The following is a 14,632-nucleotide window of genomic DNA, read 5'->3' on the forward strand; positions in this document are numbered from 1 at the left end:
AAGATAGATTTTCTTTCTTGATACGCTATTTCTTCTCATTCGTCAGTACCGCCGCCAGCTGGCATCTTTAGTGCATCAACACACTCTTTAAATGAGGTTAGCGATGAACGCATTATTTGCCGGAAAAAAACTGTTAGTGGTGGGTGGCACCAGTGGTATCGGATTTGAAACCGCGAAGCTGATCCTTCAGGGGGGTGGCCGCGTGGTACTGGTTGGCAATCGTGCCGAGAAAGCGGAACGGGCCCGTCAGGCACTGGCGGCGCTGGGTGATGTGGCGGTCATTGTGGCGGATCTGATGTCAGACGCCGGAATGAAGCAGGTAATGGCAACGGTGAACGCCGAGCACAAAGACATTAACCTGCTGGTGAATGCGGCCGGGGTCTTCTTCCCCAAACCGTTTACTGAGCATGACATTGAAGATTATGAACTGTACATGAGCCTCAACCGTGCGACATTTTTTATCACCCGCGATGTCGTGCGAAATATGGTGGCGGCTAACATCCAGGGGGCCATCGTGAATATTGGTTCGATGTGGGCACAACAGGCGATTGGCGCAACGCCTTCTTCAGCGTACTCAATGGCAAAAGCGGGTCTGCATGCTCTGACCAAAAATCTGGCTATCGAACTGGGCTCTCACGGTATTCGCGTCAACGCCGTTTCGCCAGCCGTCGTGCATACACCTATCTACGAAGGATTTATCCCGAAAGAAGACGTACAAGGTGTGATGAGTAGCTTTGACAGCTTCCATCCGATTGGTCGGGTCGGTACGCCGCGTGATGTGGCTGAATCCGTCGCGTTCCTGTTGTCAGACAAAACGCAATGGGTGACTGGCGCCATCTGGGATGTCGATGGGGGTGTTATGGCTGGACGTAATGGCTGACAGGGGTTGATGCCGCATATGACAAAACGCCTGCTTATACTAAACAGGCGTTTGTGAAAGAAGGAAAAAGTTAAGCGCGCTGAGAGTCCAGCAGTTCGTTATTTTTCACGACATCCTGGGCTTTGGTATAGCTTTCAATCAGCAACTGATAAGCCGGGAAGATTTTGGTATAGACTTCAGCCCATTCCGCTGCATCTTCCCGATTCCAGGTTTTCTGTAGTTCGGACGCAACCGCGGCAGTATCCATCGGCACAACGCCAGCCTGTACGACGCGGGCCATGGTGATCTCCTGCGCCATTTTGCTGTAAGTGCCGGAAGCATCGATGACTGCAAAGACTTTAAAACCTTCAGCTACCGCACTAATGGCCGGGAATGCCATGCATACACTGGTGATGGTACCGGCAATAATCAGTGTTTTACGACCTGTCGCTTTTACCGCCGCAACAAACTCTTTGTTATCCCAGGCGTTAATTTCACCTTTGCGCGCGACATAATGAGCATGAGGTGCGTTTTCATGAATTTCCGGAATAAGCGGACCATTTGGCCCCTGCGGCACAGAAGCGGTGGTGATCACCGGCATTTTGCATAAGGTGGCGATTTTTGCCAGAGCCGTTGCCCTTGCACGCAGTTCAGTCATTGGCATATCGCCAACGGTCTGGAACAGGCCGCTTTGATGATCGATAAGCAACATAACTGCGTCATTGACATCAATCACTGGGCGTTGGCCATTAAAATTCGCGGGTGTAGACATGATCCATTCCTTGTTGTTGCTTTTTGCGGGTTATCTAACCCGCAGTAAAGTCTATAATCGCCTGGGCGATATCCATTTTGCTCTACAGCTAATTAACCATTATTGACATCATCATGGTTAATTTCAGGGGGCTAAAGTTATCTTTATCAGAATTTCCTTAGTGAACTTAATTTCCTCCCACCCCATTAAAATAACAATGCTTGTTATTATGAAATAATATTTCTGTATTCATCTTTTTTTATGGTATGCACCGGAAGTAAAGGGCGAGAATTTGGCGGATGTTTCTGATTGATATATCTTTATATGATCATTATTATTGTGAAATAGAATGAATATTAACGATATACATTCAATGTTAACTTTGTGATGAAAGCCACTGTTTTTTAGAGGCTAATGAGCATATCTATTTTTTGTCCTGTTATTCTTGTGTTAAGTAAATCCTCAGGTTGGTGTTTGTTGTGCTCCCCGAACCGCAGGGGAGCACGGTATTAATATTACGGCTCAATCGGGGTCAGATAATCCAGCCGTAACGGTTCAGCCAGAAGGTCATTCATTTGCAGAATGAATGATTGAAAGTGTGGCAGGGCGATATGGTCGTCCAAACCGGCCTGACCGCGCCAGGACTCACGCACGTAAAAAACATCCGGTGTGTCGCGCAACTGGAACAGGTCATACTCAATATTTCCCGGCTCCCGACGAGTGGGGAGTAACAGCGCTTTTAACGCCTGTTTTAGTGCGTTGGTTTTCCCTGGTTTGGCTTTCAGTACCGCAATAATGGAAATAATTTCAGCATCTGACATTCTAAAACCCCTCCAACACAATCTTGCCAACTGAACGACCCGTTTCAATTTGTGCATGCGCTTTTTGCACATTTTCCGCCGTGATAGCGCCAAAATGTTTGCCCAGTGTCGTGCGGATCACGTTGCTGTCGATAAGCTTTGCTACACGCGTTAATAACTGGTGCTGTGCAATGATGTCGTGGGTGGTGAACATCGAACGGGTGAACATAAATTCCCAGTGCAGCGAAATACTTTTGGCTTTTAGCGGACGTGCATCCAGCGTTTGCGGATCATCGATCAACGCCAGTTTTCCCTGCGGAGCCAGTGCATCAATGATTTGCTGGTAGTGCTGCTCGGTATTATTCAGGCTGGCAACGTGTGTTACCTCCTTGATTCCTATCCGCGCCAGCTCATCCGTTAACGGTTTACTGTGATCAATCACATGGTGCGCACCCGCTTCACGGACCCATTTCTGGCTTTCCGCGCGTGATGCTGTGCCGATCACGGTCATTTTCGTCAGCTTACTGGCCAGTTGAGTCAAAATGGAGCCGACGCCGCCAGCAGCGCCAACAATCAATAAAACATCATTCTCATTGCCACCTTCCTCTACGCCGAGGCGATCGAACAGCATTTCCCATGCGGTAATCGCGGTCAGCGGCAGGGCTGCGGCAGATGCGTTATCCAGTGATTGCGGCTTCAGCGCGGTAATGCGCTCATCAACCAGTTGAAATTCGCTGTTACTCCCGGCGCGACCCAGCGCACCGGCATACCAGACTTCATCACCTGGTGAGAATAATGTCACCGCTTCACCGACGGATTTCACGACACCCACAGCGTCCCAGCCCAGCACGCGCGGCACGTCCGCATTGAAACCTTCGCGAACTTTGGTATCGACTGGATTGACGGAAATTGCTTTCACTTCAACCAGCAGGTCATGCCCAGTGGCGACCGGAACAGGCAGCTCTATCTCGTGTAAAAATTCAATGTTGTTGCCGTGGGTTGCGGCGCGGGTAATGGCGATGGCTTTCATGGTCTCTCCGGTTACAGGAATCAGTTGAATAATTCGATGGTAAACCGGCAACAGAACGGGAAAAATAGCCCTACGGCGACAGGACTTATACTCGGGGAGTGAAAATGTTCCGGCTTGAAGATCTCACGTTGTTTGTCCGCGCCGCGGCGCTGAATAGTTTTAGCGATGCCGCACGCGAAGCTGGCGTCCAGCCCGCTCAGGTCAGTTCTGCCATCAAGCGTCTGGAATCCACGCTCACCATCCGCTTGTTTGCCCGTTCCACACGCAGTCTGCGGCTGACGCCGGAAGGCGAGGTTTGGTTGCCCTATGCCCGCCAGATGTTGGATGTGATGCATGCCGGGTTACAAAAAATCCAGACGCCGGAAGATGAAATTTCAGGCACGCTGCAAATAGCCGTTCCTTCCGATCTCGGGCGGAATTTGTTGCTGCCGGTTTTTCAGTCATTTCGACGCCGTTATCCTGCGCTGCGTCTGCGGATCTTTTTCTCCGACCAGGTCACGGATGTCTTTAAAGACCCCGTCGATGTCGCGTTTCGCTACGGCAATACAGAAGATGCGTCTTACATCGCGCTGCCCGTTGCATCGGGCAACCGACGTGTGCTGGTGGCTTCTCCGGAGTGGGTTTTGCAAAACGGTGAGCCGCAATGTCCGGATGATTTAGCACAACTGAATGCCATGACCTTTGTATTGCGTGGGCGGCTGCATGATCGCTGGACGTTTACGCGCAACGGTGAGGTGAGCAGTGTGCAAGTCAACGGCACCATTATGAGCGACGATGCTGAAGTGATCCGCCGACTGGCGATTGCCGGCGAGGGGATAGCGTACAAGTCGTGGCTGGATGTGAGTGAAGATGTGCGTGACGGTCGATTACAACTGCTGATGCCGGATTATCAGGGAGAAAAAGTCCCACTGAATATGATATGCCCGCATCGGAAGCAGCTTTCAACGGCGGTGCGCCTGTTGCACGAGGCGGTAAAGGCGCGGTGTGAAATGCTGGCGCAACGCTAATACGCGCTTTGCGCCAGCCTATTATCGCGTCGTGACTCAGTCTTTCTTCGCGGCGTTAGCAAAGAAAATATCAGACTGAATGTCTTTGGTGCGGAGGGTGAACAGCTGATTGGTCAGGTCTTCCGTCAGCTTCTCAGCATCGGCCATGATGCGCAAGTTGAAGTCATTCAGCATCTTATCCGCAGCAGGCTTATCAGTTTTCGCCATCTTCAAATATTCTGCTTCGACCTCTTTTTGCTCCTTCGCAACTTTATCTTCCCACGCTTTGTAGGCTTTTTTAACGATTGGCGCGAGCTTCGGATAATCGGTCATCGTCAGCGTCTGCAATTTACGATATTTCCAGTAAATAGACTGATCGTCCGCCTTATCTGTACCCATCGTATAGTTGGCCGGATAGGCTTTCAGACCGCTGTAGTACGGAACGAAAGCGGTGAGATCGGCCATACCCAAACCGATATAAGTCGTTTCACCAATCTCTTTTGGCAACCACGGACGTACCTGCATGACGTGTGCCTCGTAGGTACGGAACACGCTGACAGGGCGCCACGGCTCTTTACCGTTCAGGCCGTTGGTGTAGGGGTCATGGCTGGTGCCTTCATAGTGATTACGCAGTACCGCCTTCACATCATCCAGCGTCATTTTCTTCTCTGGCGTCATGAAGACCGGGAATTCACGACCGTTAGCCATATCCTGTTTTACAGAAGGATTGAACTCTTTCTGGATGGTCCAGACACGGGGATCGTTATAGTTACGGTCGCGTTCATCATCACGGGTATAGACTTTGGAGAAGTTGAATTTGCCATCTTTTGCCTGATCGTAAAGACCTTTTTCAGTGGCGAACTCAACCAGGTTTTTCGATGCCATCATGTCCGGGTTTTTAGGATCATAATCCTGTAAACGTCCCTGATTACCGGTAGCAAAGTACTGATTGTTGGGCAGACGCTGCGCCATCCACTGGTGGCCGCTACCGGTCTCCAGATACCAGATTTCGTTATCATCCACGACGGCGACCCCAAAGCCTTCACCTGCACCGGCGGTTTCAACGATATGGCCGAGCAGTGCTACGGCTTCCCGTGCGGTTTTACTCTGTGACAGCAGAATGTCCGGGATATCGTCTTCGGTGATCCCTTTATCCTCAACGTACGGATCGACTGCCAGTGCTTTTGGCGAGGCAAAAATAGATTCTGTACCGCTTACGCCAACACCCAGTTCGTTAAACCCGGTTGCGCCGTGCAGTTGGGTTTTCCAGTTAGGAACGGTGGTATAACGCAGGGAGTTTTTCGGCAGGGGCCAGGTAAAATCATTTGCGCCATTATGCGCTTTGGTGCTGTAAACACCGGTCTGATTCTTTTTGGCCGGATGAATGACAAAATGTTGAGCTTTCAGGGCATCACTGTCGGCACTACGGGCAACCAACATCGATCCATCTGCTGATGCTTCATTGCCAACCAGCAGGGTTGTACAGGCAAAACCCGATGAAACGACGGCCAGGTTAATAGAAAGTGCAATCAGGCACTTTTTAAACGTAAACATTAAATATCCCTCAATAAGTGCGCCATAAATACATCGGAAACACATTGTTTCCTGAAATGCGATAACGTCTGAATGGTCAGACATTGCTCGCCGGAGAGATAAACGTCCCTGCCCACGTTTTCTCCAAATATCCATTGGTCTGTTGAAGTCTTCGGGACGAAATAACGCGTCCATTTCGCTTAATTATTACGCAATGAATATCAAGGTATTCAGGAGGTTTCCTGATTCGGGGGAAAGAATAGCAATGGGTTATTGGTGGATTCAGTGACACATGTCTCGTAAGTCAATGATGACAAATATGCATCACCACGGAGAAACTGTATTTTTTGTATCTGAATCTGATGTTACTTTTTGCGGCAGTACAGTGAGGGAACACTTGAACTTGCAAAAATCCATGCGCCTTTATACTCCTCCATCACCAGGCTCAGACTCCGTCCGGTCTGGCGATAAAACCCTGGCAGAGTATTGTTGATATCGGCCTCATCTGCTGTGTCAGCGAAGGTTTTTACGACCTGCATCGCCTGCAGTAATCGCGCATCGTGCTGCCGGGTATAGCTAAAATAAATGTTTCTGCTGATATCCGTGGTGTTATGCCCATATAACTTTCCGGTGATGGTCGCCAGCCCTTCATCATTGCGCATGCGAAACGATACTGTGCCGGTAAAACGCTTGTTGCCAATATTCCATTCAACGTTTCCCACACAATTCAGTGGCTGGTCAGCATACCGCGAATGCCATAACCAGGCACCTGAACCGAACATCACGACCAGCACGGCTACGAGCAGGGTCCGATTACGTGTTTTTTTCATTTCTTGTCTCGTGCATCCAGTAGTAATGGGTGGTACAAAATGCGCGAGCATCTACCCGCGCATCTTTATCGCATACAAATGCCACTACTCTTTCTGTTTTACGGTAACCGGTAAGAAACACATGTTTGTTTTTTTCACAGAGCTCGGGATGTAACTGCATCAGGCTGAAATAGCCCTCGTGATCTTGCTCATTTGGTGAATAATAAATTTTGCAGTTCTGACGCGATGGAATCTGCATAGAGATGGACACAAAATTGTTAAACGGCATGGCCGGGCGCGTCTGATACCACACCAGCCAGATAATCAGGATGACGATAACCGCGCTGGCGGTAAATAAAAGATTCCACCAGGCGACCAGCGTTGTTTGTGCCGGGGGGAGTATTACCTCAGGGTCGTTATGTCCTGGAATACTGGCTGACAAAGAAACATCACCAGGAGAAAGCGTAATTGTCTCTACCTGCGTATTTTCATTCAATGTAAGTCCGCGGCGGGAAATAGTTTTCACCGTATCACGGGGCAACCCGACATCCGCCAATGCATTACGTAGTGTCAGAATAGCCTGGTAGAGGGTATTGGTCGTCGTGACATTATTTCTCTCTCCCCAGCCTACTTTTATCAGCGTGTTCTGAGAAACAATGTCACTCGCGTGAGTAATTAAATAGAGAAAACACAGCGAGGCAGGAAGTTGCAGTTGAATTGCATGCCCGGTCTGCCGGTTGACCAGACTTTTGTTATCAGGATTGAATTCGACCAACTGATTGATAAGGTACAATTGCCCGGCCCTCTGTCACGTAACGTACCACGGGGTGCTGTAGTGCACCTTTTAATACTACATGCAAATTGATAGCGCGCCTCTATCTTTGTACATGATCGAGGATAAGAATTTTTTGTTAATCATTAAAACCCTTTAAATACAAATAGTTATCGATATTATTTCTTAGGTGAGAATTAGCTAAGGTGAAATAATAAGAATTCATTACAGTTTTATCTGAATGACAATTATATTTATCCCCAGCATCACATGGGTGATTGAGTTATCAGAATTGTGTTATTAATAAGTATCGTTCATTAAGGTTGTATTTTAGCAAATAGTGCTATATTCGGATTTATCCTATAGTCCGGGTTTATGCATAAAAATCCTAATGAACTGGCGAATAATCCGATATAAAACGTCGGAATACTACGCTGTATCATGTTATTTATAGCCAATGTTAATTTACTCATCAGGAGTTTATAACATTTCTAATGACTCACTGTTATTAACTGACATGGAACTCACAATGTGTTGGATTGACACATTTATTTACCAATGAAATATTTAGGGAAAAATAGCAGGGGTCATCGTTGATGAAGATAAAACCGCTACAGAGTGTTCGTTGCATAAGCTGTGAATTATCCTGTCAATTATTTCCGGATGCTGCGGTACGGGCACAGTACTGTCACCGTGCCGCCTTTGCAATCTGGCCAGAGGGAAATCGTTTTCTGAAAACAGGAATTATCGAAAAACTCCTGCTTAATAATCAGAACTATTTATCTCATGGGTTTATTTTTATTGATTTTTCATTCCCGAATTTGCGCCTGTTTGCCGATCCGCACTGGGTGGATCGCCTGACGCAAAGTGGTATGCATATCGTTCTGATATCTGACAGGATCCTGACGCCGCTAGCCAATTACTGGCTTGCAAAAAGTAATAAAATACAAGGTATTATTTATTCTGACGATGATGAGGATGTCCAGAACCAGAAAATCCGCCGACTGTTCACTGGCCATCTCGCCAATAGCAAACGCGGACGCTCACTAAACTACACGGAAATGATATTACTCAAGCGATTTGTTTCAGGTATTAGTATTCAGCAAATAACCAAGATAGACAATATAGATGTTAAAAGAATATATGTATATAAACTTCGGCTTGAAGATAAGCTCGGTCTAAGTATTCATAAAATTCTTTCTAATATTTTATAAATCTATTTTCATTTTATTATTTTCACATCATGGCGATGTGACGGACGCTCTACGCCCAAAAGCAGGAGGCTATTATGCTAAACCCCAGGAATTACTCACGTATTGCCATATCGGTATCAGCCGCGTTGGCCTCAATGATATTTTCAACCCATGCCGCCTGGGTTGACGTTGATAGTCTTCCTTCTAGCGGGCTGGTGAGCAGTCTACCCCCGGAATTGCAGGCTATAATCCCAGCTCAGGCAAATGTGAATTTCGCAAAAACCAGCGCCATGCCGAATTATGTTTATCAATGGAGTGCGGGCACTATTCCCGTTTATGGCAATGGATTAACGATTAATGGACCCGGCGCTGAAGCTTTTGAGCACTCTATTACCGTTATTCAGAACAGTACAACGGGTAGTCCGGGCGTTATTTTCGGTGACGACCTGACGATTCGCACGCAGTCGAAGAATGCCGCCAATAATGGTAAAGAAGTTGACGGTATCCGCACACACGGGGCCAATACGCCGGATAACCCGGTCTTTATCATCACCGGGGATCGTACCAGCATTTATGTCGACGGTCAGGATGGTGACGGTATTAACGCCGGTTACAACTCCTATAGTCAGGGGTGGAAAGGCTCGGCCAGCATTTACGTCGGCGACGATCTGTATATTCAAACCACCGGTTCCCAGGGACGTGGTATCACAGCAAACGCGATGAAAGACGTAACGGAGGCCAAAAATACCATTGTGGTCGGCGACCGGGCACACATTGTGACGACAGGTGACAGTTCAGAAGGTCTTCGCACCGGGCAGAGCGGTTCCTCGATCCTGCTTGGCAATGACGCCACCATCGAGACGTCGGGTGCTTCCTCCACTGGGATTTATGCCGCCTCATCGTCGAAAACGGAACTGGGCAATAACGCGACGATTACGGTCAACGGCGTTAGTGCACACGCGGTCTATTCCACCAACGCGACCGTGAATCTCGGCGAAAATGCAACAATCAACGTCAACAATTCGGCGAAAGCGGCGTCATACAGCAAAGCCCCGCGCGGCCTGTATGCAGCTTCACGCGGCGCGATAAACCTCGCAGGCGGTGCCGCCATTACCATGGCGGGCGACAACAGCAACGAAAGCTATGCCATCAGCACCGAAACGGGTGGCATTGTGGATGGTTCTGCTGGCGGACGTTTTCTTATCGACGGCGATATTCACGCCGCCGGCGCGACTGCCGCAACCAGCAGCCTGCCACAGCAAAACAGTACCATTACGCTCAATATGACCGATAACTCGCTGTGGGAAGGCGCGTCATACATCACCAGCGCCACTGCCGGGACGGGCGTTATCTCGCTTAAAATGAGCGACGCGACCTGGAACATGACCAACAGCTCAACGCTTACTGACCTGACGCTGAACGGTGGAGCAGTCGTGAACTTTGGCCATGCTGACGGTGAGCCGTGGCAGACGCTTACTATTAATGAAGATTTCACCGGGAACGGCGGTAAGCTGGTTTTCAACACAGTTTTGAATGACGATACCTCTGAAACCGATAAGTTGAAGGTGCTTGGCAACACCACAGGCAATGCTTTTGTGGCAGTAAACAACATTGGTGGGGCCGGGGCGCAAACCGTTGAAGGTATTGAGATAATCGACGTTGCGGGCAATTCTGACGCTACCTTTGAGAAGGCGGGTCGTATTGTTGCTGGCGCATACGACTATAACGTGGTGCAGAAGGGTAACAACTGGTATCTGACCAGTTTTATTCCTGCTCCGCCGGAGCCGGAAGACCCGGACCCCGTCGATCCGCATGACCCTGATCCTGTTGACCCAGACCCGGTCGATCCTGTGGACCCGATTATTCCTGAACCGGAAGAACCTGTTGCACCTCCTGTTACAGAGCAGCAGTACCGCCCGGAAGCGGGTAGCTATCTGGCGAACAACTATGCCGCTAACACGCTGTTTATGACCCGATTGCACGATCGCCTGGGCGAAACACAGTACACCGACATGCTGACGGGCGAGAAAAAAGTCACCAGTTTGTGGCTGCGTAACGTTGGTGCCCATACCCGTTTCAAAGAGAGTAGCGGGCAGCTAAAAACCCAAAGTAACAGCTATGTGATGCAGTTGGGGGGTGACCTGGCACAGTGGAGTAGTGATGGTCTTGATCGCTGGCACATTGGCGCGATGGCCGGTTATGCCAACAGCCAGAGCCGTACGCAGTCCAGCCTGACCGGCTACTATTCGCGTGGTCAGGTTACTGGCTACAGTGTGGGACTGTACGGTACCTGGTATGCCAATGAGGCTGACAAGTCAGGTACCTATGTGGATACCTGGGCGCTGTACAACTGGTTTGATAACAAAGTGATGGGACAGGAGCAGGCGACGGAGAAATATAAATCCAGCGGAATAACCGCTTCGGTCGAGGCCGGTTATAGCTTCAAGCTGGGCGAAAGTGAGCGCAATAGCTACTGGCTGCAACCAAAAGCGCAGGTGGTGTGGATGGACGTGCAGGCCGACAATCACCGCGAAGCGAACGGTACCCGCGTGAAGGACAATACTAATGGTAACCTGATGACCCGTCTGGGTGTGAAGGCCTATATCAACGGCCATAACGCCATCGATGACGGTAAATCTCGTGAGTTCCAGCCGTTCGTGGAAGCCAATTGGATCCATAATACGCAGACGACCAGTGTGAAAATGGACGATGTGAGCAGCGATATGCGCGGTACCAGGAACATTGGTGAGCTGAAAGTGGGTGTTGAAGGCCAAATCACCCCGCGCCTCAACGTGTGGAGCAACGTGGCCCAACAGGTTGGTGACAAAGGCTACAGCGATACCCGCGGTATGCTGGGTGTGAAATATAACTTCTGACGTCATTGCTGATAAAAGAAAAAGCCGCTGATTAACCGATCGGCGGCTTTATTTTTTGCGCGAATTGTAGGCCGGATAAGCGCAAGCGCCATCCGGCACAAGGTGAACGTGCAAGTCACGCTTACTCGTTCATCCGCCGAAAGGAGCAATAAACTCCTGGATAGATTAGAAGTGGTAACTGATACCGGCCTGAACGCTGGCATCGTTATCTACATCACCCGTACCGAAGTACACTCCGGTGTTGAGTGAGAAATCTTTACCGATGGTGGTGTTGATACCAGCACCGAAGATCCCCATCGACATGTTGTTACCGTCGCTGTTGTGATAATCCGCTGCAGTAATATCGGTATTATCGCTGAACTCAGTCTGGTAACGGGCATCCACCCATGGGTACAGCTCGACGTTTTTGTTGAGGTCGGCCAGTTTTGTCGTAACGCGCATACCGACGCTGGTATTCCATTCGGAAACCTGGTTGTCGCCGAAGGTGACTTCCTGATCGGAGAAGCTGTTTTCATCGGCCTTATCCCAGCCCAGGGTAGCATATGGCTGAAGGACGGTATCGCCCGGTAGCAGTACGTTCACACCAGTACGAACCTGAGTGGTGTACAGGTTGCCGTCAGAAGAGCCGCTCAGCGCTTCGGTCATGCCGCTGGTGTTATCTTTGACGTTGCTGGCAGACATGTTGTAGCGCATATCGCCGTAGCTGAAGCTACCATCAACGAACATGCTCCACAGGTTGTCGTGCAACGCCTGCTGCCAGCCGCCGTACACGCTGTAGTAGTTGCCGTACACGGTATTGTTAAAGCTGTTTGAGCTGCCGTTGTTATTCTGGTCGCGACTGCGGGTCCAGGCCAGCGCGATACCTCCGGTCAAGCTGTCACCGTTTGCCATTCGAGACGTCCAGTCAACACCGCCCTGTACGCCCTGGGTGATGTCTTTGTAGTCGACGTCATCGCTGTAATCGCCATTCTGGTACAGGAAGTCGCCCCAGATCTGCGCGCCGTCTGCAACGTGGCCGTACAGGCTTTGCAGGTGTACCTGATCCAGACGGTTAGCCAGGTCGTCGGTCACCATGCGGCCCGCTTGTTTAGCAGCATCCAGACCGGCAATCGCGCCCTGTACGTCGCTGGCCAGTTCCCCACGAGAGCTGTCGAGCTGGACGTTATAGGCCGTTCCGGCAGGCGCGGTAAGACGGGCGCTCTTCAGCTGTGCTGCTTGCTCAATAGTCAGAGAGTTGTCGTAGTTGTACGCACCGCTACGGCTTTCGACCTGCTGTTTACCATTGCTGAACTGGGCTTCAACGGCACTGTCAGGATTATCAGCGTTACCAGAGGTGGTCGTGAAGGTCGCAATCGTCTCATCTTGCTGGCTTGCGCTGGACGGAGCAATACTGGTCACCGTCAGGCTGTCATTGGTGCCGTCAACTTCACCAAAATCAACATGGCTGTCAGAAGTCATATTGACCTGTACATTGCTGCCCGTGGTGTCTGACTGTAATGTAGAACCATTCTGAATATTCCAGGTGGCGCTATCGGTGCTAGTAATATCGATATTGTTGTTGTCTGTCGTATTGATGGTTTCGAAATTGCTAATTGTCCCGTTAATAGAACTGTCAGCATCCATAGAAAGAGTATCGGTACCTGCGCCACCGTCAACATCACCCGTCACTGTCGATTTGTTGGTTAATGTCACCGTATCATCACCCGCGCCGGTAGTGATGTTGCCGTTTACAGTGGAAGCGTTCAATTGAACGGTAGTGCTGTTTTCATCTGCGGAATTGATACTGCCATTCAGGATGCTACCATCCAGAGAGATCTGGGCTGTGGAGGCTGTGGAGTAATTATCACCAATAACAGCAATAGAACCGGTTACGGTACTATTATTTAGAGCAATATTGGAGGCCTGTGTCCCATAAACACCCATTGCAATGGTCTGTCCTTGAAGGGACGCATTAATCTCTGCTGCGTCTTTATTGCCTGCATAAACGCTGTCGGCATAGTTATTCTCTGCAGTACCTTCGAAGTAGCCCTGCAATGTACTATTGTTTGCATCAACAGTAACAGTACTGCCATCTACCGTAATGTTGTTGCGACCAGAAGTAGTATTATTGAACGCATAAATTGCACCGTTTACGGTACTGCCACCAGAGACATCAATAGTATTGTTCCCCCCGGTTACGCTATAAATGGCACCACCCAGCTGGCTACCGTTTTCTACCGCGATATCGTTTGAGCCTTCAGTTGAACCAGAGTCAGCGAAAATGGATGCGCCACCCATGTAGCTTTTATCGTTCTTAATATAATTAGCATCGTCGGCGTTGTTTTCACCCGCTAATGTTGAGTTATCAACGGTAATATTAACGTTTGTACTGACGTCGTGGCCACCTGCCTCAATCATATCGGCAGTCGTACCATTTTCTAGAGTAATATTTGCTGTTCCACCATCATATGCCTGAATGTAATAGCCGTCCATATTCGTACCATTGACTGTCAATGATTGAGTATCATTGTCACCCCGATGGCCGTTGCTATTTCTGGAGTTATCAGTCAGGTAAATATTAGTCTTACTTTGCCCTCCGGTCATGACTGCATCAGTGGTATCGCTGTTATAGTGATAACCCGATGTTGAATATTGAGTCAAACCACTAACCACAGGATCACTACCACTGCTGGCCATTGACGAATCAGCTAACGCATAACCAGAAATAGAGGTCAGGGATAAAATGATACATTGTGATAGCAAGGTACGACGAGACTTATGGCGCATTTGAAGCTCTCCAGGATAATTATTCTGATGAATAAATTGATAAAGGAGATAGTCTCGTAGTGAGTATGAATTGAGAATAGTCTTAACGATGCGATTTGAAACATTGTATTAACCCTTAATTAATTGATGTTCATCATAAAACAAACAAATTAAAGTTAATTCTCAGCCATATACATTGATGAGGTAAATTGATGTGGCTGTTTTTTGAACAGCAAAGAAATTATTCATCATGCAAATAAATCAAAACTATCTGTAAC

At 49.0% G+C, this 14,632-nt stretch carries 11 protein-coding genes; 4 read left to right on the forward strand and 7 right to left on the reverse strand.

Annotated features, from left to right (window positions below; all coding sequences use genetic code 11):
* Positions 1-103 precede the first annotated feature (103 nt).
* A complete protein-coding gene (locus tag NNO08_RS10255) occupies positions 104-880 on the forward strand; it encodes an SDR family NAD(P)-dependent oxidoreductase (RefSeq protein WP_271456661.1) in 777 nt (258 codons plus the stop codon).
* 70 nt (positions 881-950) lie between these two features.
* Here NNO08_RS10255 and NNO08_RS10260 read toward each other — a convergent pair whose 3' ends face one another.
* From NNO08_RS10260 to NNO08_RS10270, 3 genes are all read right to left on the reverse strand, one after another.
* Entirely contained in the window at positions 951-1,631 is a 681-nt protein-coding gene (locus tag NNO08_RS10260) for a hydrolase (protein ID WP_202037376.1), read from the reverse strand.
* A gap of 494 nt (positions 1,632-2,125) precedes the next feature.
* Positions 2,126-2,416 (reverse strand): putative quinol monooxygenase, encoded by a 291-nt coding sequence (locus tag NNO08_RS10265; RefSeq protein WP_271449771.1) that lies wholly within the window; start codon positions 2,414-2,416, stop codon positions 2,126-2,128.
* A gap of 16 nt (positions 2,417-2,432) precedes the next feature.
* A complete protein-coding gene (locus NNO08_RS10270) occupies positions 2,433-3,440 on the reverse strand; it encodes a zinc-binding alcohol dehydrogenase family protein (RefSeq protein ID WP_271449767.1) in 1,008 nt (335 codons plus the stop codon).
* 104 nt (positions 3,441-3,544) lie between these two features.
* On the opposite strand from NNO08_RS10270, the gene NNO08_RS10275 reads away from it, so the two are divergent.
* Positions 3,545-4,447, forward strand: coding sequence for a LysR family transcriptional regulator (locus NNO08_RS10275; RefSeq protein ID WP_271456662.1), 903 nt, complete (start codon positions 3,545-3,547; stop codon positions 4,445-4,447).
* A 36-nt stretch (positions 4,448-4,483) separates the two neighbouring features.
* Here NNO08_RS10275 and NNO08_RS10280 read toward each other — a convergent pair whose 3' ends face one another.
* The 3 genes from NNO08_RS10280 to NNO08_RS10290 form a co-directional block, all read right to left on the reverse strand.
* Positions 4,484-5,980, reverse strand: a complete 1,497-nt coding sequence (locus NNO08_RS10280) for a C69 family dipeptidase (protein ID WP_271455775.1) — start codon at positions 5,978-5,980, stop codon at positions 4,484-4,486.
* 344 nt (positions 5,981-6,324) lie between these two features.
* Positions 6,325-6,789 (reverse strand): hypothetical protein, encoded by a 465-nt coding sequence (locus NNO08_RS10285; protein ID WP_271442793.1) that lies wholly within the window; start codon positions 6,787-6,789, stop codon positions 6,325-6,327.
* Positions 6,773-7,561, reverse strand: a complete 789-nt coding sequence (locus tag NNO08_RS10290) for a winged helix-turn-helix domain-containing protein (RefSeq protein ID WP_271456663.1) — start codon at positions 7,559-7,561, stop codon at positions 6,773-6,775. The genes NNO08_RS10285 and NNO08_RS10290 overlap by 17 nt, the downstream gene beginning before the upstream one ends.
* A 575-nt stretch (positions 7,562-8,136) precedes the next feature.
* On the opposite strand from NNO08_RS10290, the gene NNO08_RS10295 reads away from it, so the two are divergent.
* Complete coding sequence (locus tag NNO08_RS10295; protein ID WP_271456664.1) at positions 8,137-8,754, forward strand: helix-turn-helix transcriptional regulator; 618 nt, start codon at positions 8,137-8,139, stop codon at positions 8,752-8,754.
* A 74-nt stretch (positions 8,755-8,828) separates the two neighbouring features.
* Positions 8,829-11,609 (forward strand): intestinal colonization autotransporter adhesin MisL, encoded by a 2,781-nt coding sequence (gene misL / locus NNO08_RS10300; protein WP_271456665.1) that lies wholly within the window; start codon positions 8,829-8,831, stop codon positions 11,607-11,609.
* A gap of 165 nt (positions 11,610-11,774) precedes the next feature.
* Here the strand turns inward: misL and NNO08_RS10305 are convergent, their stop codons facing one another.
* Complete coding sequence (locus NNO08_RS10305; protein ID WP_271456666.1) at positions 11,775-14,375, reverse strand: autotransporter domain-containing protein; 2,601 nt, start codon at positions 14,373-14,375, stop codon at positions 11,775-11,777.
* Between the last annotated feature and the right edge of the window lie 257 nt (positions 14,376-14,632).

The organism is Citrobacter sp. Igbk 17, assembly GCF_028069775.1.
Classification (GTDB): Bacteria; Pseudomonadota; Gammaproteobacteria; order Enterobacterales; family Enterobacteriaceae; genus Citrobacter.

Excerpts from the sequence above, each read along its gene's own strand:
- NNO08_RS10280 (WP_271455775.1), bottom strand. The coding sequence starts at position 5,980 with ATGTTTACGTTTAAAAAGTGCCTGATTGCACTTTCTATTAACCTGGCC.
- NNO08_RS10285 (WP_271442793.1), bottom strand. The coding sequence starts at position 6,789 with ATGAAAAAAACACGTAATCGGACCCTGCTCGTAGCCGTGCTGGTCGTG.
- NNO08_RS10270 (WP_271449767.1), bottom strand. The coding sequence starts at position 3,440 with ATGAAAGCCATCGCCATTACCCGCGCCGCAACCCACGGCAACAACATT.
- NNO08_RS10305 (WP_271456666.1), bottom strand. The coding sequence starts at position 14,375 with ATGCGCCATAAGTCTCGTCGTACCTTGCTATCACAATGTATCATTTTA.
- NNO08_RS10255 (WP_271456661.1), top strand. The coding sequence starts at position 104 with ATGAACGCATTATTTGCCGGAAAAAAACTGTTAGTGGTGGGTGGCACC.
- NNO08_RS10260 (WP_202037376.1), bottom strand. The coding sequence starts at position 1,631 with ATGTCTACACCCGCGAATTTTAATGGCCAACGCCCAGTGATTGATGTC.
- misL (WP_271456665.1), top strand. The coding sequence starts at position 8,829 with ATGCTAAACCCCAGGAATTACTCACGTATTGCCATATCGGTATCAGCC.
- NNO08_RS10295 (WP_271456664.1), top strand. The coding sequence starts at position 8,137 with ATGAAGATAAAACCGCTACAGAGTGTTCGTTGCATAAGCTGTGAATTA.
- NNO08_RS10275 (WP_271456662.1), top strand. The coding sequence starts at position 3,545 with ATGTTCCGGCTTGAAGATCTCACGTTGTTTGTCCGCGCCGCGGCGCTG.